Genomic DNA, 24,277 nt, shown 5'->3' on the forward strand with positions numbered 1-24,277 from the left:
CGGCGCTCTTCGCTCGCTCGCCGTTAGCGTATCATCGTTCGCAACGGATTCGCCCTCGGCGGCGTGGCGACCCGGACGCCCTCGCGCAAGGCGTCGGCGACGTCCTCGGCCGGATCCGGCGTGGTGGGCGTCGTCGGAGTCGTCGCTTGGCTCACTGCCGAGGAGTCCGGCTGCGCGGGGGCGTTGCGGAGCAGAATCGAACGGGTCGCGGGGTTGCGCACCCAGGGCGCCGACGCGGATTGAGTGCCGTGTGGCGCCGCTGCGACGACCGAATCGATCTCCGTCGGGCCAGCATTGGCCGCTAGCGCGCTGGGTTCGGCTGCCGCTTCGTCTGGCGCCGTCGAGGGCATCTCGACGTCGACAAGTTGCTTGGATGGTCGCGGCGCGGCGCCGATGGCGCCGCGGCTCCCGGCAAGTTGTTTAGGACCAGCGGCGTGCAGAACGCGGGTCCGCTCGGCCAGCAAGGTCCATGGACCCGACATCGCGCTCGCCTGTCGTCGGGCTGCGTCGAGCCAATACTGCCGTCCCGCGGCGATAGTCGAGACGATCGCCCAGGGCGATTGACCAAGCTGCGGCCGAAGCCGCCCGCGGGCGAGGGCTTTGGCTTGCGTCGTCAGATTGGCCAGATCGAGATTCCACAATCGCACGATCCCGTCGGCGCCAGCGGCGGTCAGCCAACGACCGTCGGGGGTGAAGCAGATCGCCGAGACGGCGCCTTCGTTCCCGTTGACGGTGACGGGCGACTCAGTCGAGGTCGACAGATCCCACAAGCGGATCGTGCCTGTCGCGTCGGCGACGGCCAGCCAATCGCCGTTGCCGCTCATGGCGGCTGCAGAGACCGTGGTTCCGCCGGCGAGGATCCCCTGCACTGCCGGCTGTTCGCCGGCGGCGAGCGACCACAACCGCACTCGGCCGTCGGTCCCCGCGGCGGCGAGCCGTCGGCTGTCGACGCTGGCGGCCAAGGCCCGGACGGTCGCTTGGTCCTCGCCCAGCGCGAGCGGGGTCGACAGATCCGCGGAGCTCAGATCCCACGCGCACACCCCGCCGCGATCTCCCGCGGTCGCTTGGCCGCAGGCGATAAGCCAGCGATTGTCAGCCGTAAACAGCGCGTGCGTCGCGGCGCCGTGGCCGCTTTGCAGCGAGAGCGAAGTGCTGCCCGGTGCGCGTTGGTTGAGATCCCACAGGCGCGTCGTCTCGTCGACGCACATTGCCAGCCAGCGGTTGTCGGGGCTGATTGCGACCGCCTGGATTCGCCCGCCATGGCCGCGCAGGTCGAGCGACTTCGGTTTCTTGACTCCCTCTTGCAGATCCCACAGGCGAGCCGAGTCGGGCTGCTCCCCGGTTCCGGCGTAGACCGCCGCCAGCCAGCGGCCGTTGGGGCTCGTCACGACTTCGCGGACCCCGGCGGCGAGCCCAGGCAACACGATCGGTTCCGAGCGCGGGCTGCCGGGGCTCCACAAGCAGACGCACGAGTCGAGCCCCCCCGAGGCCAGCCAGCGCCCGTCGCAGCTAAAGGCAAGGACGCTCACTTCGGCTTGATGTTGCCCCAGGATGATCGAGAACGCGCCGGGGCTCGCGCCGGTGACGTCCCACAGGCGAACAGTGCGGTCGGCGCCCCCTGTGGCGAGCCAGCGATTGTCGGGGCTCACGGCGAGCGCCCGCACGGCGCCCTCATGCCCGCAGAGCAGGCAGCCGTCGAATTCCCGCGCGGGGCGACACTGCTGCAGCGCGTCGCGCAGGCTCTGGTGGGCTTCCACGACCGCCGGTTCGCCGTGGCGGGTCGTCGCCTCGACTGCCTCGACTGCCAAGTGGAGCGACCGCCACGGCTCGGACGGCAGGAGCTCGGAAGCCTGCATCGCCATGTACTTGGCCGATACGAGTCGAACCTCGCGTTCGGCGGCGGCGCGGGCTTCTGTCTCTTTCGCCGCGTGGGCTGCCAGCGATTCGAGCTCGTCATGCGCGTCGGCTCCGGCCGGCCGGCTCGCCGTGGCCGGGGGTATGGCGTTTCGACCGCCGAACCAAGCGAATCCGCCGACGACCAGCACGCCGGCCAGCGCCGCGGCGACCGCTGTCGTCCACCCGCTCAGCGCTTCGTTGTGCGGAGCTGAGCTCGCGAGTGCCAGCGAGGCTTCGGCGCGTTGCGCCCGAGCGGAGCGGGGGGACTGCTCCAACCAAGCCAGCGGGTTTTCCGCGACCGGTTCCTCGACGATCGGCGCCGGCGGCGGGGGGGGCGCCGACACGGTGCAACTCAGTCCGCACGACGAGCAAACGACCGCCTGCGGCTCATGCGACTCGACGACTTCGATCGCCGCCCGGCATAACGGGCACGGCGCCGACGCCAACCGGACCGCAGCCGCATCGCCTGCGGCGGAGTTCTCGTCCAAGCCGGACATGCTTGAATCCATGGCGGACCCCGGTGGGACGGGTCGAAGCGGGGGACGGCGGCGCTCGACGCACGCTACAAACGGCACGATCGCGCTCGTAGGGTTGATCGGCCCGTTATTGCCGGAGTCCTCCCCAAATTGCGTGGCGCCGGCACAACCGGCGCGTTCGTTGCGTCCGCTACGACTGGCCGGTCGTCGCGGCAAACCGTGGACGGCGACCTTGCCGAGCTTGTGCCGGCAGGCAGTCTTGAAGCGCCCCGTCAGAAGCCGCGCAAGCGCAGCGTCGAAGGCCCGTCGAGCCCCGACCGCGCACAGCGATGGGCTCTCGGGCCATGGGACTGCGACGGCGCGCACGCTTGCGCACGCCGGGGCGGTTGGACCGCGGGAGGCTCAGGCGCGCCGCCGTCTCAGAGCGAGTCGGCTAGGCGCTCCGCCGCATCGGCAGGATCCGCTCGTCTTTCCCGCGCATCCGCTCGGCGACTTCACTCCGCTTGCCGCCGGCGACCTTGGACGTTTGCAACGCCTCGATCAACTCCGGCAAGGTCAGCGAACGATTGTCGATCTCCAGCGGGGCTTCGCCCTCGGGATCGCAGAACACGTCGATGCTGCCGTCGGTGAGCCGCAGCTCGTCCAACTCGCGGAGCAGGCCGTCGACGACCGCCTGACGAACCAAGTGGCCGCGGGTCGCCTGGGTCTCGGCCCCGGCGGCGCCGAGCGCATCGAGCGCCCGCTTCGCGAGCGCCGGCAAGTATTCCGTGGGGATCTCGATCGAACGCGGGACGTAGATTTTCAGTTGCATGGCTACCCTCTGCGAATGCGGGAGTCGGGGGTTCGGCGGGGCTGGGACCGGGCCGTCGGGGCAGATCGAGTCGCGTCCGCCTGCCGACTGCGGGGTCGGGGCTCGCAAGTCCTCGAAGCTGGCGCGTTCGCGCGACGCCCGGCAACGGCAGTGCGGGCATCCTCATGCGTTATCGACCCGCACGCAGGGAGCGACTGCAGCGAAAATGACTGATTCGCGGGTTGTCCTCGTTGTGCAGGCGCCGCTGGCAAACGTCGCGAACGCCTCGCCGTCCCTGGCCGCTTCAGCATGCCGCGGCGTCGGTCGCCTGCAGGTCCCACCAATCGGCAGGGGGGGCCTCGAGGGGCGAGCGAACCCAAGGCGGCGCCGTTCGCTCGAAGTTCACCAGCAGGTCGAGACGACACTCCCGCAGTTCTTGCCGCAATTCGTCCATCGTCTGGTGTCGGTCGGCCGGGGATCTGGCAAGCGCACGCAAGCTGGCGGCCTCCAACTCGCGCGAGATCCCTCGCTCGGGCGCCGCCAGGCGGGGGGGGACGGGATCCTGCTGGAGGATGTTCCTCATGATCTCCGCCACCGACCTCCCCCGAACCGCGGGGCGCAGCGTCAGGCATTCGTACAACACGGCGCCCAGGGCGTAGACGTCGGTCCTCGGGTCGACCTTCATGTTCAATGCCTGTTCGGGCGACATGTACAGCGGCGAGCCGCGGCGAAGGGGTCGCTCCGTCCGTGCCGACGCGGTCGGCGAATCCTTGGCCGACTCCACCTCCCCGGGCACCTGGGCGATGCCCCAGTCGACGAGATGGAGGCTGTCGTCCCTGCCGATCAGCAGGTTTTCCGGCTTGACGTCGCAGTGGACGACCCCGCGGTCATGGGCGTGGGCCAAGGCGTCGGCCGCAGCGACAATTAGCCCGAGGAGTCGCTCCAGCGGCCACTGGCCTTGCGCACGTGACCGTTGATCCGTGCTGGTCAACTCAGTCGATCTTAGCTGGGTCCGCAGCATGTCGAGAATCTTGCGCAGCGTCGGGCCAGGAATGATCGGCATCGTAAAGAAAGGCTGCCCGCGGCCGTTGCGGCCCAGGTCGAGCAGCGGGGGGATCCCCGCGTGGTCCAGCCCGGCGAGGATGCGCGCCTCGCGAATCAAGAGCCGCTGCTCTTCGGCGTCGCCCGCCAAACGAGCGTGCAGACTCTTGGACGCGACCCGTCGACCGGTGAAGTCGTCGCGGCATTCCCAAACCTCGGCCTTCGCCCCGGAGCCGAGCAGCCGAAAATCGCGATACCGCTCGACGAGCGGAAAGGGCTGAGCCGGAAGCGGCGCTTCCAGGGCGCAGTACGTCGGCAAGGTCGGCGCGGCGACAGAGACGGATCGCATGGGACTCGCCGGGCCGGGCTGAGGGGGCGAATTTCCTCCGAGTTCACAACCCTAGCTCGGCCGCGGCCGAAATCCGTCGGGCAGCTCCGCCCTTGGCGATTGGGGGGCGGCCCCGCTCGCTTAGCGTACCGATTGTGCAACGAGAGCCGATTTTGTGGGCAGCGAACCCGCTTCCGCCCGCCTGCGATCCGGCATGGAGCGGGCGGACGCCGCATCCGAACCGCAATGCCGCCGCGAACACGGGGGGATTGCGAGCCGTGCCCGAGTTGCCAGCCAATTGGCCTGCGATTTGCGATCTCACAACGGACCGTTGTAGGCGGCGTTGATGTCAGGAGCTTGGGAAGATGGTTTCGATTGGGATGGGTGCGGCGCTCGTCGCCGGGTGGCGATGGCTGACGTCAGCCGTGAGTGCGGCAAGATCGTGGCGACGGTTGGCGGTTGCCTACGCCGGTTCGCTGAGGCATGCGGCAAGGGCCGCTTGCTTTGGCCTGATCGCTGTTGCGGGGCCGTTCGCTTGCTCCGCGCCTCCGGACGGGGATTTCCTGAGCAGCAACCCTGTCGCTGCCGGCTCAACCCTGGCCGGCAGCCTTGGAATGACAGCGGGAGTCCAGTTTCCCGGCAGTTCGGGGGCGATCATCGTCGCCGCGAAGTCGTCGCGGCCGTCATTGCCTGCGCAGGCTGCCGAATTCACGACGCAATGGCATCTCGCCGCGGCCTTGACCGCCGGGAGGGAGGGGAGCGTTCTCCCGCCGACACGTCGCGGCGCCGACCGCGCTGGGGCGCCGCTGAAGCTCTCTCCTGACCAAAGCAACTGGCCTGCCGAATCTGCTAGAGTCGATTTCGGCGTGGTCCACGCCATGTCGTTGGCGGTCGATGCAGCGGTTCCTGTCGTCGGCTCGTTGCCGGCAACTCCGGCCGCTGAGGCGGGTCGCGGGCTCGATCGGTTCGGCACGCCTGCTTCCCCAGCCCCGGTGATTCCCGTCGTGGTCTCGGGATTATCCCTCGCGCCATAGTCCTAGCGACGGGTCGCGGATGAAGTAGAACTCGCCCCCTTGGGGGGCGACGTTCGGCCCGACGGACAACTGATCGGGGTCGTACATGGCGAGGTGCTTGGCCAAATCTCCGAATTCGTAGCCGACGCTCCGCACTTCTTCGGCGGACAAGTGTCCCGGGCAGTACGTGACCCGGAACCGGTTCTCCGACGAGCCGTGGATCAAGTGGGCCGCGGCCGAGAGATTTTCGCGCAGATCGGCGTTCTCGGCCACGAAGTCCAGCACCTCCGGGGTTGTTCGGTAGCCGTATTTGCGGATCAGTTGATCGATCGCCGGGTCTTCGCCAAAGGTCCGCACCCCGGGGGCGAGGATGATCAGTTCTCCGCCGTCGGCGATCGCCATCCGAGTGCGGTAGATTGCCTTGTTCCCCAGCCAAGTGCTCGGGAACTTGTCGGGGTGGAGGTAGACGACCACCCGGTCGAGCCGCCGCGGCAGGTGGGTGATGTTCACTGCGGTCGACAGCTCGGCCGCCTGCCAGAAGCACTCGTGATCGTCGCCGATGTATAGCCCGCGCACCACCGATCGACCTGCGTCGTCGGCCCCGATGACGGTCAACGCGAACAACAGCGGCATGTCGCGGCAAAACCGGTCCTGGGCGTCGTTGAGGATCCGCCGCAACGGGTTGTCGGCGATCCCCATGACCCGTTCCATGCCGTACACGGCGCCGATGTAGTGGCTTTCGTTGATCCCCCGCACGCCGCCGACGCCGACGAACAGGTTCTTGTTGTAGTTGGCCATGCCGATCACCTCGTGCGGCACGACTTGTCCGAGCGAGAAGATCAGATCATGCTCCCCCGCGGCGAGCCGCTTGTTGAGTTGGGCCGGCCACGGCTCGCGGTAGATTCCTTCGGTGAACTCGGCGACCGCGTCGGCGGGCACTTCGCCGAGAGTCGCCACGTCGGTCCGCCAGTTGTGAGTGCGGATCAGCTCGCGGGGGACGGCGGGCATCATCTTGTCAAGCTGGCTGGCCGACATCGGCTCATGCGTCCCCACAGCGGGGATGACGTCGCGGATTGCCTCGCCAAGCAGGTCGCAGCACATGCAGGCCAGCTTGCCGGCTTGGCTGGCGTAGCGTGAGTAGTCGGGGGGAACCAACGCCACCCGCCGGCGCGGCCCCAATTGAGCGAACGTGTCGGCGAGAGCCGCACGCAAATCCGCGTCGGACAAAACGGTCGTCGGCGAACCGGCGGCGAAGTAAACGGCCATGGACGAGAAGCGGGGTCAGAGCAAGCTGGGCAAGTACGTGTCGGTCGACCACTGTGATTCTAACTCTTGCCGCCCGCCGTGCCACGTGCCGTCGCCGCCGAGCAGTGACGCCATGTGCGCCCTTAGAAGAGTGGCTGGGGTCGCAGCGCAGCGAAGCCCCCAGGGGATCCGCTGGGGGGCTCACTTCGTTCGACCCCAGCCCGCTGTTCCGCGGTCGATGGGTCGAGAGACTCGCGGGATTGCTTGTCCGCTGCGAGTTGCCTTCGGATAATCGCAATTGTGGAATCAACCCCTGTCACCTCTGGTCCCGTCGCCGGGCAGCCTGCCGGTCTGGCCGACCCGAAACGGCCCGAGCCCCATCTGTTTCGATTCAAGCTGAGGCAGTTGCTCGGGCTGGCGACGATCGTCACCCTGCTGGCCGGGGCGATGGCCGCCACGACCGGGGCCTGGCCGCTGGTGATCGGCTCGACGGCGGCCTTAATTGCCGCCCACGTGTTCGGCACGGTCGTCGGCGCCCGGCTCCGTGACACGTCGCAGGCCGTCGAGCATTGGCGCGAATCCCAGGGGGGCGCGGCGCCCGAGGGTCCGCGCCGGGCGTTTTTGAGCGGCGTATCGAGGGTCGAAGCTCCTCCGCAGCCCACGACTCTGGCCCAGCGGCACGAGGCCCCTTACCGCGACCGGCAAGCCCTGGCCGTCGGGGCCGCGACAGGGTTCGTCCTCGGCGCGTTGGGGATCTTCCTGGCCTGGGGCGGCCGGTTGGGGCTGCCGGCGGTCCTCATCGGGGCCGTCTCGACGGCCGTCCTCGGGGCATGGATCGCCTGGATCGGAACCAGCTTCGCGGCCATCTCACGCACCGCTTGGCGGCACGCTAACGCGGATCATGCCCGCGACGTCGAGCGAAAGCGGGCGTCCGCCCGCCAGCGGCAGACAACCTCCTCAACCCCGCCCGCGTAGCAGCCGCGTCAGCAACCGCGGCTCGATGCGCCCCCGAAAGCGGATCGTTCCGTCGATCTCGACGACCGGCACGCACTCGTGGAACTGGTCGCGAAGCACGGGGTCGGCGTCGACGTCGACCAGTTCCGGCTCAAGACCCTGCGCCTGCAGAATCGCCAGCGCCTCGTCGCACAGATGGCAACCGTCGCGCGTATAGAGGACGACGTGTCGGGAATGGCTCACGGCGGTTCTCCTCATCTTCTGCAGTCATGGAGCGCGCGGATGGCGTGGCCCGCACGGCGCGGGCCTTCACGACAAGCTTGATTGAGTTCACGGAGGCGTGCGAAGCGTCTTGTCGGGCGGCGACCGGTCCCCGGCGCCAGCGTCCCCAAATTACCGCTTAACCCCTCTGTAGAGGGGGTTGGGCCGCTTTGCCAAACCCTGCCCCGGCAAGGGCTTAGGGCATCTGTTTGCCGGCCCTTTTCCCCGCAGCCTAGGATGGATACGGCGGCCGAGGGACCCCGCGAACGCCCTCTCCCAGCTTGCCTCCGCTGCCGCCGAATTGCCCCGTCGTGTCGTAGCAAGTCTTTAGTCACGCGAAAGTTGCGCATCATGTCCAAGCATCACATGACTCAGAACTCGGGACTTCGCCAGCCGAAGAAGACGACCCGCGCGAGCACGGCGGGACGCATCGCACGACAAGCGCGACGAACGCTGTTGGGAACGCGAAATCTTCATGAACCGTTCTCTCCTCCTGAGGATTGGCACGAACCCAAAGAGAGCGGCGGAGCCTATCGCATCGTGGTGCGCGATCCGGGCGCCGGCTACCGTCATGTCGTCACGCCGGCCGAGGTCGCGGCCCGACTCGCCGAAGCGCCTCAAGCGTTCCTGCGCGGGCTCGAGGTGGTGCAGCTCAGCCGCATGACGCGCAAGAAGCAAAGCTTCCCCTGCTACGGCATGCAGTGGGGCGCCACGCTGTATTTGTACCCCATCGAGGAATCGCTGGAGGAGCATTTCTCCGCCCCGCCCCGCCCCGAGGTCTACACCGAGTCCCGCATGTACGGCGGCCGCTGGGACGAACCCTCGCCGGGATGGTGGCGCTTGCGGTGGACCGAGGCGACGATTCGCGACTTCTATCTCAACAACATCCTGATCCACGAACTGGGCCACCTGGTCGACGATCGCAACTCGAACTACCTCGACCGCGAGCGGTATGCCGAGTGGTTCGCGATTGAGTTTGGCTACCGTGCCAGTGGCGGCGGCGACAGCCGCCGCAAACCGTCCCGGCGGCAGCGCCGGCACCATGTGAAGTAGCCGACGGCTTCGCCCGTTGCCGATTCGAGTCGTTCGTGGCGGCCCTGGGGTCGGGCCGCTTCACTTTTCGCATGGGCGAGGGGGCCATGGGCAGCCCCCAGCCGCTCTCACGACTTGCCTAACGGCGCATCACGTCGTGGGCGATCCTTAGGCATCGACGCCGGTTGCCGCACGCCCCGGGGCTGAATTCGCGGCAGCGGAGTCGTTGTAAGTGGTTGTGCGGACAACCTCTTACGATTCTTTTCGAGGTTCCCTCGGCCGCTTGCGGGTCTTGCTGGCACGCTGGTTGCGTCGCGAGATCGTCGACTAGTCCGTCGGCAGGGTCAGGTTGCAGGGATCGCAACTTGGCCGGCCACCCTACCGTAAGCGGCAGTTCCCTGTCGCTCCGAGGCCAGAAAGGCGGAATTCTTTCTAGCGCTCCGGCGGCCTCGGCTGAAATCCTTCTGACAACGCACTGAGGACTCTCGAATGACTACCGAATGGTCACATCGGGGATGGTTCGCGCTGGTGCTGGCGGTCGTCGCGACCCTGGCTGCCGCGGCGCTCCCCACGACTTGCTACGCCCAGGACGAGGGGGCCGAGACCGCAGCAACTGCGGACGAGGCCGAAGAAGAAGCGGCCGAGGATCTCGGCGTCGGCTACGCGCTGGACAACATCATGTTGTTCATTTGCGCTGCACTCGTGTTCTTGATGCAGGCAGGCTTCGCGATGGTCGAGGCGGGCTTCAACTCGCAGAAGAACGCGGTCAACATCCTGTTCAAGAACTCGATGGACATCTGCGTCGGCGTATTGTTGTTCTTCGCCTTCGGGTTCGGGCTCATGTACCCGGGATGCTACGGAGTGGAGGGCTATGAAAGCAAGTTCATCTCGTTCGGCGGCTTCGGCCTGGAAGGCTATGAGTCGGCTGCCGACCGCACCTTCAGCCCCGGAACCGACTGGTTTTTTCAGGCGATGTTTGCGGCGACCGCCGCGACGATCGTCTCCGGCGCCGTCGCCGGTCGCATGAAAGTCGGCGCGTATCTGATTTACAGCGCTGTTCTTACCGGTTTGGTCTATCCGATCAGCGGCATGTGGAAGTGGGGCGGCGGCTGGCTTGCTGAGAAGGGCTTCCAAGATTTCGCCGGGTCGGCCGTGGTGCATGGCGTCGGCGGTTTCGCCGGATTGGCCGGCGCCATCCTGCTTGGCCCGCGGATTGGCCGCTATGTGAACGGCAAGAGCGTTCCCATGCCAGGCCACAGCTTGCCGCTGGCCTGCTTGGGGGTCTTCATCCTGTGGTTCGGCTGGTACGGGTTCAACCCAGGCAGCATGTTGGCTTTCCAGGGGACTGGAGATATCGACGGCACAATGCACTGTGCCGTCACCACGACCCTGGCCGCCGGCGCCGGCGGGTTGGTCGCCACACTGTTGAGCTGGATTATGTTCGGAAAGCCTGACCTGTCGATGGGCCTCAACGGCATCCTCGGCGGGCTGGTCGGCATCACCGCCTGCTGCGACTGCATGTCGACTCTCCAGGCTGCCGCGATCATTGGACCGGTTTCCGCTGTGTTGGTCATCGCCGGGGTGCTGCTGCTGGACAAGCTGCAGATCGACGACCCGGTCGGGGCCTTCCCGGTGCACGGCCTGTGCGGAATCTGGGGCTGCATGGCGATTGGGATTCTGCCCAACGATTATCTGAAGAACGGCGATACGTCGTTCGTCACCCAAGCGATCGGCACGTTTTCGATCATCGGGTGGTCGTTCGTCACGATGTTGGCCCTGTTCGCCGTGATGAAGGCGATGGGGATCTTGCGGGTCGGCGCCCATGAGGAGCAGGTCGGGCTCGATATCAGCGAGCACGGCATGCAAGCCTACGGCGGCGCCCCGTCGATGGGTTGATGAGTGCGTAGCGAACGGGGCGGCGGCCTGCTGACGGTCGCCGCCCCGAGCTTCGCCGCGGCCGATCTTCGACAGGGACAACCTGCCGGGGACCGGTCAAAGTGGATGCGACTGAGCGATTCACCAGGAGTCTTTCGAGATTTGAGGCAGCGACTCTTGCCTGGGTCGAACGATGTCCCACAGGGCTCGGCGGCGTTCCGCCGCCTACACGCCGCCGAGCCGGGACGTCGGTTTTCATAAGCACGAACAGCGAGGCGTTCGCGGACTCCGCAGCGAGTCCGCCGGCGGTCGGGAACAGACGCTCAACAAACCACCCTTCCAGCCCAAGCCCCGGGCGCCATCCGCGCCGCCTCTCGGCGCCCGGGGCCCGGCTGGAACAAGGGCCGCGGCTCTCGCGGCGCCAGTCCGCTCGGCTCGCTCTCCTGCGACCCGGCCTGCGCGACCGCCTCTCGTCCAGAAGGATGCCCCAATGGCTTGGGCGTGCCTCTCCGCCTAGGTGCGCTCAAGCCGGGGCATCTTATTGTTGAGAGGGAGATGTCGGGAGTCGGCAAGGACCAGCCGGTTGCGTCGCTATTCAATCCCCCGTCGTCGCGACTCTCCTGAGTTTGCCGGCGGCGTCATCAGGGTTCTCTCCCTGCGTTGATTCGCCTACGATGGTGGTTTCGGTACGGCAACTCCGTCTTCGCCGCGGGCGGGGACGTCGCGGTTCGTCCTTGATTTCCGCCAGACGCGACTTTTCGGTCCCATGAAGCTCATCATCGCGATTATTCAGCCCAACAAGCTTGAGGACGTGAAGGCGGCCCTCCAGGAGGTCGAGGTCGTCCGGCTGACGATTATGGACGTCCAGGGCTTCGGCCGACAGAAGGGCCAAACCGAGACCTACCGCGGTCGCGAGATGAACGTCAACCTGCTCCGCAAGGTGCAATTGCAGATCGCCGTGAACGAGGCGTTCGTCGAGCCGACGATCAGCGCGATCATCAAAGGGGGCCGCACGGGCGAGGCAGGCCAGATCGGCGACGGCAAAATCTTCGTGCTGCCGCTGGAAGATTGCATTCGCATCCGTACCGGCGAACGGGGCGCCGAGGCGATTTGACCGCGTCCTGGCGGCTGATCGCCGTGAACGGGAACTCGCAAAGGCTCGAAGCCGCAAGGGGATTCGCGCCTTTGCGCGAGCTCGGCTTCCAAGGCCCGCCCGTTCGACTCAGCGGCTGGCGCCATGCACGGACCGCAGTTCGTCGGCCAGGATGGCGATCCCTTCGCGAACCGTCCGTTCCGACTGCGAGAACGTGAGCCGAATGCACTGGCGGCGATGGGCCCAGTCGTCCCCCGGCGGCAGACCGAAGAAAAAGTGCTCCCCGGGCACCACCAGCACGCCGCGGCGTTTGAGCCGCTCGTACAGGTCGCGCGACCCGATCGGCAGTTCGGGGAACCAGAGCCACAGGAAGAACGCCCCCTCGCTGCGATGGACCCGCCAGGGGAAGGCGTCGCCGAAGTGCTCGGCGACGAGCTGCTGGGCCGCTTGGGACTTGGCTTCGTAAAAGGGCCGAATGTGGTTGCGGCAGAGCTCGATGAGCTGCCCCTCGCGGAGGAGCGGTTCGACGAGCGTCTGCCCCAGGTTGCCGTTGGCCAGCCCCACGATTCCCGTCATCGAGCGGATGCGGCGCACGAGCGATTCGTCGGCCAGCACGATGCCGGTGCGCGTGCCGGGGAGCCCCAATTTCGAGAGGCTGAAGGTCATCACCATCCCCGAGCGCCAGGTCGGGCGAATCGGCTCGAACACGGCCCCGGGAAACGGCTCGCCGTAGGCGTTGTCGACCAACAGCGGGATCCCGCGCGCTTGGGCTAGGTCGGCTAGCCTGGCGATCTCGTCGTCGGTGAGGACGTTGCCGGTCGGGTTAGTGGGCCGACTGACGCAAATGGCGCCGACGTCGTCGCCGATTGTCAGGGCGTCGAAGTCGATGCGGTACTTGAACTGCCGGTCCTCCAGCAGTTCGACCCGCGGCCGGAAGCTGCGAAACAAATCAGGCGTCAGTCCCTGGTCGGCGTAACCGATGTACTCGGGGACGATCGGCAGCAGGATGCGCCGACGGGTCCTGTCGGCCATCTCGCCGGCCAGAAGCGTGAACAGGAAGAAGAACGCCGTCTGCCCTCCGCAGGTGACCGCGACATTCTCCGGCCCGACGGGCCACCCGAACTCGGTCCGCAGGCATTCGGCCACGGCGTCGAGAAACCGCGGGTTGCCGGCCGGGCCGTCGTAGTTTGCGAGCATCCGATCGCAGAGCGGTTCGTCGGCGACGATCTCGCGCAAGCGGCGGCGCCAGACCTCTTGCATTTCGGGGATGTGGGCCGGGTTGCCGCCGCCCAACATCCGCATCGAGGCGCCGTCTCCCTCGGCGAGCGCGGCGCCGAGGTCGGCCATCAGCTCGACGATGCCGCTGGGACCGGACAGGGCCTCGCCGATTTGGCTGATGCAGTGCTCCATAGTCGCCGAATCGTACCACGGCGCGAGTCGCTCCGCGACTGGAGCGGCGGCCGTCGCGACGGTTCTGAAACGCCGAGGGGGTCGCGCAGAAGTGCGGGCGTCAGAGAGGATGAAAGCAGGCGTCCGCGGAGTCGCTCGGAGGGGCGCCTGCTCCGATTCCAGCTTGCTCAGCCTTTGCCCGCCACGCGCGACTGGGCCCGCAATTGCTTGAGCTGCCGTTCGCGGAGGGCGAGAGCCGTTTCGCCGGCGACGACCGAGGAGCCGACCTCGCGGACTTGCTGGTCGATCGTCGCGGCATCGAGTTTCTTGGCCGGGATCGATCGATTGGTCAGCACCGACACGACGTTGTCGGCCACCTGCACGAAGCCGCCGTCGACGTAGAACCGCTCTTCGGTCGTCCCGGTCCGCACCCGCAACTCGCCGAAGCCCAACCGGCCGATCATCGGGGCATGGTAGAGCGCCACCCCCAACTCGCCGTCGAACAGCGGCAGGGCCACGAAATTGGCGTCACGGTCGACCACCGTCTCCTCGGGGGTGACGACGATGCACCGAAGAGTCGATCCGGAGGCGGTGATGGGTGCGTTGTCGGCCATGGGACGGAGGTCGGGGGCTGGGGGCGAGGTTCGGGGGGCAAGAGCGAAGCGCCCGGCGGACGCGGCCGCAAGTTCAAGCTGCGGCAGCCGCGGGGGTTAGCCCTTCTTCTGTTCCTTCTTCCACTGCTCCTCGGCCTGCTCGATGCCGCCGACGTACATGAACGAGCTCTCGGAGAGGTGATCCCACTTGCCGTCGCAGATCTCCTCGAAGCTGCGGATCGTGTCGGCCAGCGGGGTGATCTCGCCCGGTTTGCCGGTGAAGACTTCGGCCACCAGGAACGGCTGCGACAGGAACCGCTCGATGCGGCGGGCTCGGTGAACGATCAACTTGTCCTCTTCGCTTAGTTCGTCGACGCCGAGGATCGCGATGATGTCCTGCAGTTCGCGGTACCGCTGCAGCGTGGTCTGAACGCGCCGAGCACAGTTGTAGTGCCGCTGACCGACGTACTGCGGGTCGAGAATACGGCTGGAGGAGGCCAGCGGGTCGACCGCCGGGTAGATGCCCTTCTCGGAAATCGACCGTTCGAGATAGATGAACGCGTCAAGCTGGCCGAACGCCGTGGCCGGGGCGGGATCGGTCGGATCGTCTGCCGGCACGTACACGGCCTGCACCGAGGTGATGGCCCCGTTGGTGGTCGACGCGATTCGTTCCTGCAGGGCGCCCATTTCGCTGGCCAGGGTGGGCTGGTAACCGACCGCCGAGGGCATCCGGCCCAGCAACGCGGACACCTCGGAACCGGCTTGCGAGAAGCGGAAGATGTTGTCGACGAACAGCAGCGTGTCGGCGCCGGTCTTGTCGCGGAAGTACTCGGCCATGGTCAGGGCCGACAGCGCGACGCGAAGCCGCGACCCCGGCGGCTCGTTCATCTGGCCGAAAACCATGCAGGTCTGGTCGATGACGCTCTTGCCGGTGTCGCCGATCTTGGCTTCCTGCATTTCGAGCCACAGGTCGGTCCCCTCGCGGGTCCGTTCGCCGACGCCGGCGAACACCGAGTAACCGCCGTGGGCGGAGGCGATGCGGGCGATGAGCTCGGTCAGGATGACCGTCTTGCCCAGCCCGGCCCCGCCGAACAACCCAGCCTTGCCGCCGCGGACGAACGGGGTCAACAGGTCGATGACCTTGATGCCGGTCTCGAATAGTTCGGTCTTGGTCGACAGTTCCGAGAAGCCGGGCGCCTCGCGGTGGATGGGCCACATTTCAGCGGCGTTGACCGGGCCGCGGCCGTCGACCGGCTCGCCGAGGACGTTGAACACCCGGCCCAGGGTCGCTTCGCCTACGGGGACGGTGACCGGGGCGCCGGTGTCGACGCAGTCTTGTCCGCGGATCAAGCCGTCGGTGGCGCCCAGGGCGACGCACCGCACTCGGCCGCCGCCAAGCTGCTGCTGCACCTCGCCGACGAGGTCGACCTTCACTCCCTTGTGCTCGCTTTGGATCCGCACGGCGTTGTAGATCGCCGGCAGATGCGCCTCGTCGAACTCGACGTCGAACGTCGACCCGATGACCTGGGTGATGCGGCCGATGTTTCCGGAGAGAGTGGCAGTAGACATGGCGTCAGACCGTGCTCGCGAACTGCGATGAGTGGTGGTTTTGGTTTTATGTGAGACGTTTGACGGTTGATGGTCGACGATCAGATCTGCGATCGGCGCATCGGCAATCACGCGTCAAACGTCGCACATCCTAATTCAGCGCCTCGACGCCGCCGATCAGGTCCATCAGTTCGGACGTGATCCGGCCTTGGCGGGCGCGGTTGTATTGCATGCTGAGGTGCTTGATCAACTCGTCGGCGTTTTCGGTCGCGCTCTTCATCGCCGTCATGCGGGCGATCTGTTCGCTTACGGCCGAATCGAGGAAGCACTTGAACAGCTTCACCTTGAAGCTGGTCGGCACGACCTCTTCCAAAATGCTCGCCGGCGAGGGCAGAAACTCGTACTGCGAGGCGCCGGCCGACTCGCTCGTTTCCCCGGCGAGCGACCCCAACGGAAGCAGCGTTTCGATCGCGACCGACTGCCGCGAGATCGACTCGAACTTCATGTACACGACGACCAGCTTGTCGAGTCGGCCGGCGACGTAATTTTGCAGGTAGCGCTCGGCGATGACGTCGACCTCGTCGAACGCGGGCCGATCGTGGAAGTGGGTGAATTCCTCGTCGGGAACGTTGCCGCGGAAGCGGAAACCGGCGATGCCCCGCTTGCCGGCGATTTCCAGCCGGCAGTTGGGAACGCCGGCCTGCAAGTCAGCCCACGCTCGCAGCCCGGCCCGGATCAGGTTGCCGTTGAACCCGCCGCACAGACCGCGATTGGCCGTGAGCAGCAGCATCGTGGCGTTCTTGGGTTCGTCGCGCGACTCAAGCAGCGGGTGCGAGACCTCCAGCCCCGTCGTCGCCAAATCGCGCACCAACTGCGTGATGCGGTTCGTGTACGCCGTAGCCGCGCTGGCGCGGTCCATCGCCTTCTTGAACCGCGCAGTGGCGATCAATTCCATCGTCCGCGTGATCTTGCGGATGTTCTTGATGGACTTGCGCCGCTTGTCGAGCGCCCGAGGGTTGGCCATGGTCGAGAGGTCAAAGGTGAGGGGGCGGTGAACTAGCCGCGAGGCCGCTGCCTCGCCGGCGGAACGGCGCTACGCGCCGACGGCGGCTTCCTGCGGAAGGAAGTCGTGCTGCTTGTTGAACTCCTCGATCGACTTCTTGATCGATTCGATCAGGTCGTCGCTCAGATCCTTCTTGTCGGCGATCTCCTTGACGACCTCCGACTTCTGGTCGTGCATGAATTGCAGGAATTTCTCCTCCCACTCCTGCACCCGATCGATCGCCACCTTGTCGAGGAACCCGCGGGTTCCCGCATAGATCATCAACACCTGGTCGATGACGTTCATCGGGCGGTACTGGCCCTGCTTCAACAGTTCGACCATGCGATAACCGCGGTCAAGCCGAGCCTGCGTCGCGGGGTCAAGCTCCGTTCCGAGTTGGGCGAACGCCTCGAGTTCGCGGAACGCGGCGAGGTCGAGCCGCAAACCGCCGGCGACCTTCTTCATCGCCTTGATCTGGGCGGCGCCGCCCACCCGCGAGACCGAGATGCCGACGTTCATCGCCGGCTTGATGCCCGCGAAGAACAAGTCCGGCTGCAGATAAATCTGACCGTCCGTGATCGAAATGACGTTCGTGGGAATGTAGGCCGAAACTTCCCCTTCCAGGGTCTCGATCACCGGCAGCGAGGTGAGCGAACCGCCGCCGAGAGCGTCGCTGAGCTTGGCCGAACGCTCGAGCAACCGGCTGTGGCAGTAGAACACGTCGCCGGGGAACGCCTCGCGACCCGGAGGACGACGCATGAGCAGCGACAACTGCCGGTAAGCCACGGCTTGCTTGCTGAGATCGTCGTACACGATCAGGGCGTGCCCGCCGTTGAACATGTAGTGCTCGGCCATGGCCGTGCCGGCGTACGGGGCCACGTACTGCAGCGGGGCCGGGGCGCTGGCGCCCGAGACGATGACGGTCGTGTAATCCATCGCCCCCGACTCGCGCAGCTTTTCGACGACCGCGGCGACCGTCGACTCCTTCTGCCCGACCGCGACGTAGAAGCACTTCACGCCCGAGGACTTCTGATTGATGATCGCGTCGAGCGCGATGGCCGTCTTGCCGGTCTTGCGGTCGCCGATGATCAGCTCGCGCTGGCCGCGGCCGATGGGGGTCATCGCGTCGATCGCCTTGATGCCGGTCTGCAGCGGTTCGCACACCGGTTGGCGTTCGGCGACCCCGGTGGCGATCACCTCGACGTCGCGGCGATCGGCGGTGACGATCGGCCCCTTGCCGTCGAGCGGGTTGCCCAGCGGATCGACGACCCGGCCGAGCAGTGCGTCGCCGACCGGCACGCTGAGCAGCTTGCCGGTGCTGCGGACCTCTTCCCCTTCGTTGATCTGCAGGTAGTCGCCCAGGATGATGATGCCGACCGAGTTCTCTTCCAGGTTGAACGCCAACCCGATCGTGCCGTTGGCGAACTCGACCATTTCGCCCGCCATGACCCCCGACAGTCCGTAGACCTGGGCGATGCCGTCGCCCACTTCCAGGACGCGGCCCACTTCGCGGACGTCGATCTGCGCGGCGTACTGCTCAATCTCTTTTTGAATGACTGAGGCGATTTCGTCGCTGTTGAACTTCATCGAAGCTCTCCGGCTTGCTAATTCGTTTTGAAAGGGGGCCCGGCTCGCGTGACGCGGAAGCGTGCTGCGCCGGGCTGAATTCGGTTGTGTGCGGCGGTCGCTCGGCGATTACGGCGAGACGAACGTCTGCGGGCGGGTGTGGATCGCCTCGACGGCGCGGTCGATCATGTCCTGACGGGCCAGTTCCAGCCGATTGCGGGCCGAGGCGTCGTACACGCGGTCGCCGACCCGCACGACGAACCCGGCCAACAGGTCGGGATTCACGCGGCGGGTCACCTCCGGCTCGGCGCCCAACAGCGCCCGAAGCGAGCCCAACAGTTCCGATTCCAGGCTCGATTCGACCGGCGAGGCGGTCGTCAGTTCGACCCGCAGTCGGCCCGAGCGGACGTGCCACAGGTCCCGGGCCGCCTTGATCACGTTGCGCAGGATCCCCAGCCGCCCGTGGGCCGCCATGACCTTGAGCATGCTGAGCAGGGTTTGCGATCCGCGGCCGCGGAACACGCGGTCGATCATCGCGGTCTTTTCGTCCTCGGAGACGAGCCCCGAGCGGAACAACTCCTCGAACTGCGGTTGCCGATCGAGCACGTCGACCAGCAGGCTTTGCAATTCCTCGACCAACGCCCCCTGCCCCGCAAGATCGCCCGCCGCATCGAGCGCCGCGTGGGCGTAAACGCCCGCAAGACGCTCGAGATCGACGTCGAACACGGTGTCGTGGTGCGGTTCGCCTTGGGAAGCGGCCTTCGTCATGGTGCACTTGCTGCTGGGGGAACTTGCGCCGCGGGGCTCAGTTGGAACTCGACTTGCCCAACTGAGCGAGTCCTTCGCGGATCAGCGCCGCGTGACGGTCGGGGGTGATCGCCTGGCCGATCACCTTGCCCGCCAACTCGATCGCCTGATTGGCGCTCCGCTCGGCGAGCGTCTTGAGAGCCTGATCCTTGGCGACGTCGATGTCGCGGATCGCGCGGTTGCGCTCCTGCTCGGCCGCGGCTCGGGCTTCCTCGACGATCTGGGTCTTGGTCGTCTCGGCGTCGCGGCGGGCCTCTTCGAGCATCTCCCGAACCTCGTCGGCCGAGCTGGCCAGCTTCGCCTCGTGGGCGGCGAGCAGGCGCTTGGCCTCCTCGTGCTTTTCGGCCGCGGCGGCCAAGTCGGCGGCGATCCGATTCTCGCGCTCGAGCATCGCCGCCGAGATCTTCGGCCAAGCGGTGGCCGAGAGGATCAACAGCAGCAGCACGAACACCGCGAAGGTGTAAACGGCCAGATCCGTCTTGAACTCGGCAGGGCTTTCGAGCGAAGCGCCGGCGTTGCCGTGCCCCGGGTCATGAGCCTCGGCGTGTCCGCCGTGATCGGAGGCCGCAACGGCCGGCGCGGCCCCGCCGACGACCAGCGCGGCCGCCGCCAGGAACGCTTGCAACACCATTCCCATTCGCGTGAGCATCGGTGACAGCTTCAAGTTCGAGGAATGCATAACGGGCAAAGGGAACGACGGGTCCGTGCCCGCCCGGGGCCGGGTCTTCGCTCCGGCCGTCGGGCGATGCGCGATCGGGCTGTTGCAGCCCGAACGCCTACGGCTTCGTCGAGCAGATAAACAATGCGTAGAAGGTGAAACCTTCGATCAGGGCCGCGGCGATGATCATCGCGGTCTGAATGCTGCCCGCGACTTCCGGCTGACGAGCCATGCTCTCCAGCGCGGCCGAGGCGAGCTTGCCGATGCCGTACGCGGCGCCGATCACGGTCAACGCGACGCCGAAGGCGCCCGAAAAACTGATCGCCGACCCGGGGGCCGCGGCAACCGCGGCGGCATCGCCCTCGGCGCCTTCTTCCTGAGCCATAGCCGGGCTTGCCAGCAAGCAGAGGGCCACGAATCCCAACGCAAGTAGATTGACAAATCGCAACACGAATCCAGCTCCTTATGAATGTGAAACCGAGTGCAGGCCAAGCGGCCGGCGTCGAGTCGGGGCCTCGCCCCGCACCTTAGTGTTGGTGAATCGAGGCGCCGATGAACAGGGCCGAAAGGAACGTAAACACATACGCCTGCAGGAAGGCGACGAACAACTCCAACAAACTGAACAGGGCTGAACCGGCGACCGACACCCCCGCCGCCGCTGGCCACATGCTGGTGGCCGCGGCTTTCACGGCGATCCCCATGATCGCCAACAGCACCAAGTGCCCCGCGACCATGTTGGCCAGAAGCCGGATGCCGAGCACCAAGTGCTTAATCAGCAGGCCGACAACTTCAATCACAAACAGCATCGGCTTGATGAAGATCGCCAGGACGAACGGCAAGTCCATGTGGGGCACCTGTCCGGTCCAGAAGCCGACCACGCCATACTTTTTCGAGCCGCCGATCACGACGGTGGCGAACGTCACCAAGGCCAGCGCCACCGTCACGCTGAAGCTGCCCGTCGGCGCCCCGACCCACGGCAGCATGCCGAACAGGTTGCACGTGAGGACGAACATGAACATCGTCCACAACAGCGGCACGTAGCGGTCGGCGTCGTGCTCGCCGATCGCCGGACGGGCGATCTGGTCGCGGATGAACATCAGGAACATCTCGAAGAGGTTCCACAGCTTGCCGCGCACCGGCCGGGCGCCGGTCGACCGGGCCGCCAGCCGCCGGAAGACCAACAGCAGCAGCCCCGCGACGACCAACTGCAGCACCATGAACTTCGAGATGCAGAAGCCCGATTCCGCCTCGTAGTTGTTCTTTAGCTTCCCGAACGGCTGAGGGATGAGAATCTTGCCGTCGAGGAACTGGTTGTACTGTTCGATCTTCGCCGCGGGCCACGCCGGGGTTTCCAGCATGTAGGCGTCGAGGTCCTCGGCCTGGGCCTTCACCCCGTCCCACGCCTTGCGATAGGACCCGGCCTTGTCCATGAGCCCCGCCCATTCGGCCCGCGCGTCGGCGCGGGCTTGCTTGACGGCTTCGGCATGCTCCTTCGCGGCGAGCTTGCCGGCGGCTTTCAGAGGGGGGACCTGAGCGAGGTGCTTGGCCTCAAGTTCGGCCAGGAGCTTGTCCGGATAGTTGCCCAGCCCCAACTGGCGCTGGAACCATCCCTGGCTGGGAGCTTCTTCCAGGAACCGGTCGAACGGCTTGGCGAAGTTCTCGTGGGCGTTGCGCCACGCATGGTACTTGGCCAGCAACTCGCCCTTGGGGGGGACGTTGTTCAGGCCTTCCAGCTTCGCCAGCCCGTCGTACTGCCGGGCCGCTTCCCAGTCCTGATAGTCGGGATCGAGCCGCACGTAGTGCTCGGGGAACTCTTCCCGCGTCTCGCGCTGCGAACGCCACAACGCCTTCGGGATCTCGAAGTAGTAGGCGTCCTTGATGTGCAGGATGTCGGACATGCGAGTGTTTCGAGGGCGGTGCGCGTCGCGTGAGGGAGATTTTCGGGGCGAAACCGCGTGATTTGGCGATGCTTAAACGGACTGCGGAAGCGGCGCCAGGGGCGACGAAGCGGCGGCGGACGGGGGACTTCGCAACAACCGCACGCACAGCAGCGTTTCGGCGACCAGGGCGACCAGGTAGTGCGAAAGCAGCAAACCGACCAACCCCGCGTCGACCATCGGGTGGGGCCGCTGCGAGCAAACCGCGAGCGCCGCGAGCAACAAACCGGTCCGCGCCAATACGGCCCCCAGGGCGCCGTTGACGCGACCGGCCGGGGTCCGCGGGACCAGGATCAACACGATGGCCGCGGCGCCGGTCGCAAACACCGCGCCGGCCGCCAGCGCGCTGGCGGCGTACGCCTGAGGCCCGAGCGTGCGCGCCGCAATCGAGCCCGCAACGCCGGCCGAAACGGCCAGGAGCAGACCCAACAGTCCAATCGACTTGAGCGCTGGTAACACGGCAGGCGTGCGGCGTGGGCCGCGGGGACCGTACGTGGAAGGTTCGGGAAGCGGAACGGTCGGGTCAACTGTCGCGGTTCGGGACGTCATTCGGGACGCCGTCGGGCGGCGAGGGAGCCGCAGGTTGCGGCGGACCCTGCGACCGGGGAGTCCTCGGTGCGTTCACGGTCGATGCGTCCGAGCCGGGCGCGGTGCGCGTGATCGCAATCAAGTAAGCGAACCCGGCGACGGCGCCGAAGACGACTCCCGCGGGGGAGAGGAAGCCGACTCCCCACCAGCGATCGAGGTAGCTCCCTGCGATCGCGGGCACGGCCATGACCACGGCAGTGGCGAAGATCTTCGCCACCCACGACATGGCGACCGCCATCGCCTGAGCGCTTCGCTCGTCCACCGGTCGTCGCTCCTAGAGCACCCCATGCGAACGGGTCCGCATTGGTCGCCCCGTTTGGCGTCCGGGCTGGTGCGTAACGTCAATCGCTGCAGATGCTTACGAAAAAGACCAGGGGCACGATCCAGCGGCGGGCGGTGCAGTCGGTCCGGTCCTCAAGCCTGTTCGCGATCTCAATCACGCGGTTCGAGGGCCCAATCTAGTGCTGGCATTGGGCAAGGTCAACGGGCCCGGATTGGAATTCGTGCTTTTTTTCACAAAGTCGCTTTTCATGCCGCAAGTGTTGAACCTGCAATAGGTTACTGCTAGGCAGTTGGGCGAGAGGTCCTTGCGCAAAAATGACGTGATTCCTCAATTTGTCCCACTTTGCGCGCCACGTCTCAGCTGGCGCTCGCCAGCCGCCCATTAGACGACGTAAGTCCTTTCGTAACAAAGGATTGGAATGTGTTAAGTTCGCCGAAGAGTTGCATTCTTGCGGTTTTTCGTATAATCTAGATGGTGGCGGGAGAATCGGTGGCGGTGCGGTCTCTTCACCAGCGTCACGGCGACGCGATCCTGGAGACCGTGCTAGGCCGCACGAGCGATTCTCGCCGCGGGCAGCCTTCGACCGTACAGTCGCGTTCGCGGCTGGCGCCTCCTTCGTCAGGGACGACGACCACGTACCGCGATGTTCCGCAGGGAATGTTCCCCGCGAGCGCGGCCGTTGCGAATCGTCCCTAACGCAAGGTTCCAGCGATCGATGACGACGGCAACATTGCGGGCCTACACCGCCAAAGATCTCGCCCAGATGGCGCGTGAGCGGGGGGTGACCGGCTGGCACTCCATGAGGAAGGAAGAGCTCATTCGGGCCCTGGTGCAGGTCGCGCGGCGACGCGCCTCCGCGAACAACCGCCCCGAATCGGCGCCCTCCAACGGCAAATCGCGCACCAACGGCGCCGCCTCCCTCGCTCGCAACCGCGAGATTGAAAAGCTGCGCTCGCATCTGGCTCACGCCAAGAACTTGGCCGCCGGCATTGGGGTCGTCCCGTCGGCAGGCGCCGAAACGACTGACAAACTGGTCGTCATGGTGCGCGATCCGTATTGGTTGCACGCCTATTGGGAATTGAACCAGCGGAGCATCGATCGCGCCCAAGCGGCCCTCGGGCAGCGTTGGCACTCGGCCAAACCTGTGCTGCGCGTCATTCGACTGGGCGACGACGGGGCGGGAAAGATCGAGCGAGAGATCTCGATTCACGGCGGAGTGCGCAACTGGTACGTCGACGTTCAAAATCCCCCCTCGCAATATCGCATGGAGATCGGCTACACGGCCGCCGACGGGTCGTTTTACTGTCTCGCGCGCAGCAACTCGGTGGCGACGCCCGCGGCCGGATCGGCGACTGAGTCGGTCGACGGCAACTGGGTCGACGTCGCTGAAAACGCTGATCGCATTTACGCGATGAGCGGCGGCTACACCCCTCAGGGCGCCAGCCGCGAGCTTCAGGAATTGATGGAGGAACGCCTCCAGCGGCCGCTGGGGTCGCCCATGAAGACTCGCTACGGCCATGGCGCCGGGCGATTCCGCGACGATTTGCAGTTTGCGGTCGACGCCGAGGTGATCGTGTACGGCGCCGCCTCGCGCGGGGCGCACGTGACCTTGCAGGGCGAACCGGCGCCGCTTCGCGACGACGGCACCTTCGCCGTGCGACTCCCGCTGCCAGATCGCCGCCAGGTGATTCCGGTCGTCGCCAGTTCGGCGGACGGAGTCGAGCAGCGGACGATTATCCTCGCCGTGGAACGCAACACGAAGGTCATGGAACCGATGGTTCGCGATTTGACCGACGCCTAGTTGCGGGTATCCCGCTGGTCGCCGGGGCTGGGAGATCGTAAGCTGACGCCGCGCGTCTTCC

The 24,277-nt window shown here is 66.5% G+C and carries 21 protein-coding genes; 5 read left to right on the forward strand and 16 right to left on the reverse strand.

The genetic code is table 11. The annotated features are described in order from the left end of the window. Positions 1–23: 23 nt before the first annotated feature. The 4 genes from KF688_03555 to KF688_03570 form a co-directional block, all read right to left on the reverse strand. Positions 24–2,393, reverse strand: a complete 2,370-nt coding sequence (locus KF688_03555; protein ID MBX3424735.1) for a WD40 repeat domain-containing protein — start codon at positions 2,391–2,393, stop codon at positions 24–26. Between the two features lie 412 nt (positions 2,394–2,805). Then, entirely contained in the window at positions 2,806–3,183 is a 378-nt protein-coding gene (locus tag KF688_03560; protein ID MBX3424736.1) for a hypothetical protein, read from the reverse strand. Between the two features lie 283 nt (positions 3,184–3,466). Then, the gene (locus KF688_03565; protein MBX3424737.1) at positions 3,467–4,552 is read right to left on the reverse strand and encodes a serine/threonine protein kinase; all 1,086 of its coding nucleotides are present in this window, start codon (positions 4,550–4,552) and stop codon (positions 3,467–3,469) included. 995 nt (positions 4,553–5,547) lie between these two features. After that, positions 5,548–6,810: a DUF2088 domain-containing protein gene (locus tag KF688_03570; GenBank protein MBX3424738.1), complete on the reverse strand. Its 1,263-nt coding sequence runs from the start codon at positions 6,808–6,810 to the stop codon at positions 5,548–5,550. Positions 6,811–7,089: 279 nt separating this feature from the next. Here KF688_03570 and KF688_03575 point away from each other — a divergent pair, with 279 nt between their 5' ends. Then, positions 7,090–7,764, forward strand: a complete 675-nt coding sequence (locus tag KF688_03575) for a hypothetical protein (GenBank protein ID MBX3424739.1) — start codon at positions 7,090–7,092, stop codon at positions 7,762–7,764. Here KF688_03575 and KF688_03580 read toward each other — a convergent pair. Then, on the reverse strand, positions 7,747–7,986 hold the full coding sequence (locus KF688_03580; protein ID MBX3424740.1) for a glutaredoxin family protein: 240 nt from the start codon (positions 7,984–7,986) through the stop codon (positions 7,747–7,749). The two genes, KF688_03575 and KF688_03580, sit on opposite strands and share 18 nt — an antisense overlap. A 369-nt stretch (positions 7,987–8,355) precedes the next feature. On the opposite strand from KF688_03580, the gene KF688_03585 reads away from it, so the two are divergent. The 3 genes from KF688_03585 to KF688_03595 all read left to right on the forward strand — a co-directional run bounded on the left by KF688_03585 (position 8,356) and on the right by KF688_03595 (position 12,025). After that, positions 8,356–9,057 carry a hypothetical protein gene (locus tag KF688_03585; protein ID MBX3424741.1) on the forward strand — a complete coding sequence of 234 codons (702 nt, stop codon included), beginning with the start codon at positions 8,356–8,358 and terminating at the stop codon, positions 9,055–9,057. Positions 9,058–9,525: 468 nt separating this feature from the next. After that, on the forward strand, positions 9,526–10,932 hold the full coding sequence (amt, locus tag KF688_03590) for an ammonium transporter (protein MBX3424742.1): 1,407 nt from the start codon (positions 9,526–9,528) through the stop codon (positions 10,930–10,932). Positions 10,933–11,677: 745 nt separating this feature from the next. Further along, the gene (locus KF688_03595; GenBank protein ID MBX3424743.1) at positions 11,678–12,025 is read left to right on the forward strand and encodes a P-II family nitrogen regulator; all 348 of its coding nucleotides are present in this window, start codon (positions 11,678–11,680) and stop codon (positions 12,023–12,025) included. Positions 12,026–12,133: 108 nt separating this feature from the next. Here KF688_03595 and KF688_03600 read toward each other — a convergent pair whose 3' ends face one another. The 11 genes from KF688_03600 to KF688_03650 form a co-directional block, all read right to left on the reverse strand. After that, a complete protein-coding gene (locus KF688_03600) occupies positions 12,134–13,414 on the reverse strand; it encodes a valine--pyruvate transaminase (protein MBX3424744.1) in 1,281 nt (426 codons plus the stop codon). Between the two features lie 167 nt (positions 13,415–13,581). After that, complete coding sequence (gene atpC / locus KF688_03605; protein ID MBX3424745.1) at positions 13,582–14,007, reverse strand: ATP synthase F1 subunit epsilon; 426 nt, start codon at positions 14,005–14,007, stop codon at positions 13,582–13,584. 96 nt (positions 14,008–14,103) lie between these two features. Beyond that, positions 14,104–15,555: a F0F1 ATP synthase subunit beta gene (gene atpD, locus KF688_03610; protein ID MBX3424746.1), complete on the reverse strand. Its 1,452-nt coding sequence runs from the start codon at positions 15,553–15,555 to the stop codon at positions 14,104–14,106. A 130-nt stretch (positions 15,556–15,685) separates the two neighbouring features. After that, positions 15,686–16,558 (reverse strand): ATP synthase F1 subunit gamma, encoded by an 873-nt coding sequence (atpG, locus tag KF688_03615; protein MBX3424747.1) that lies wholly within the window; start codon positions 16,556–16,558, stop codon positions 15,686–15,688. A 69-nt stretch (positions 16,559–16,627) separates the two neighbouring features. Further along, positions 16,628–18,163, reverse strand: a complete 1,536-nt coding sequence (atpA, locus tag KF688_03620) for a F0F1 ATP synthase subunit alpha (GenBank protein ID MBX3424748.1) — start codon at positions 18,161–18,163, stop codon at positions 16,628–16,630. Between the two features lie 108 nt (positions 18,164–18,271). Further along, on the reverse strand, positions 18,272–18,910 hold the full coding sequence (atpH, locus tag KF688_03625) for an ATP synthase F1 subunit delta (protein MBX3424749.1): 639 nt from the start codon (positions 18,908–18,910) through the stop codon (positions 18,272–18,274). Between the two features lie 37 nt (positions 18,911–18,947). Next, on the reverse strand, positions 18,948–19,598 hold the full coding sequence (atpF, locus tag KF688_03630; GenBank protein ID MBX3424750.1) for a F0F1 ATP synthase subunit B: 651 nt from the start codon (positions 19,596–19,598) through the stop codon (positions 18,948–18,950). Between the two features lie 127 nt (positions 19,599–19,725). Next, positions 19,726–19,992 carry an ATP synthase F0 subunit C gene (gene atpE / locus KF688_03635; GenBank protein ID MBX3424751.1) on the reverse strand — a complete coding sequence of 89 codons (267 nt, stop codon included), beginning with the start codon at positions 19,990–19,992 and terminating at the stop codon, positions 19,726–19,728. Positions 19,993–20,134: 142 nt separating this feature from the next. Further along, positions 20,135–21,505, reverse strand: a complete 1,371-nt coding sequence (gene atpB / locus KF688_03640; GenBank protein ID MBX3424752.1) for a F0F1 ATP synthase subunit A — start codon at positions 21,503–21,505, stop codon at positions 20,135–20,137. A gap of 72 nt (positions 21,506–21,577) precedes the next feature. Continuing rightward, entirely contained in the window at positions 21,578–22,003 is a 426-nt protein-coding gene (locus KF688_03645; GenBank protein ID MBX3424753.1) for a hypothetical protein, read from the reverse strand. Between the two features lie 64 nt (positions 22,004–22,067). After that, positions 22,068–22,394 (reverse strand): hypothetical protein, encoded by a 327-nt coding sequence (locus KF688_03650; protein ID MBX3424754.1) that lies wholly within the window; start codon positions 22,392–22,394, stop codon positions 22,068–22,070. Between the two features lie 736 nt (positions 22,395–23,130). Here KF688_03650 and KF688_03655 point away from each other — a divergent pair. Then, positions 23,131–24,216, forward strand: coding sequence for a DUF4912 domain-containing protein (locus KF688_03655; protein MBX3424755.1), 1,086 nt, complete (start codon positions 23,131–23,133; stop codon positions 24,214–24,216). Positions 24,217–24,277 lie beyond the last annotated feature (61 nt).

The sequence above is a fragment of the Pirellulales bacterium genome (genome assembly GCA_019636345.1).
GTDB lineage: Bacteria > Planctomycetota > Planctomycetia > Pirellulales > Lacipirellulaceae.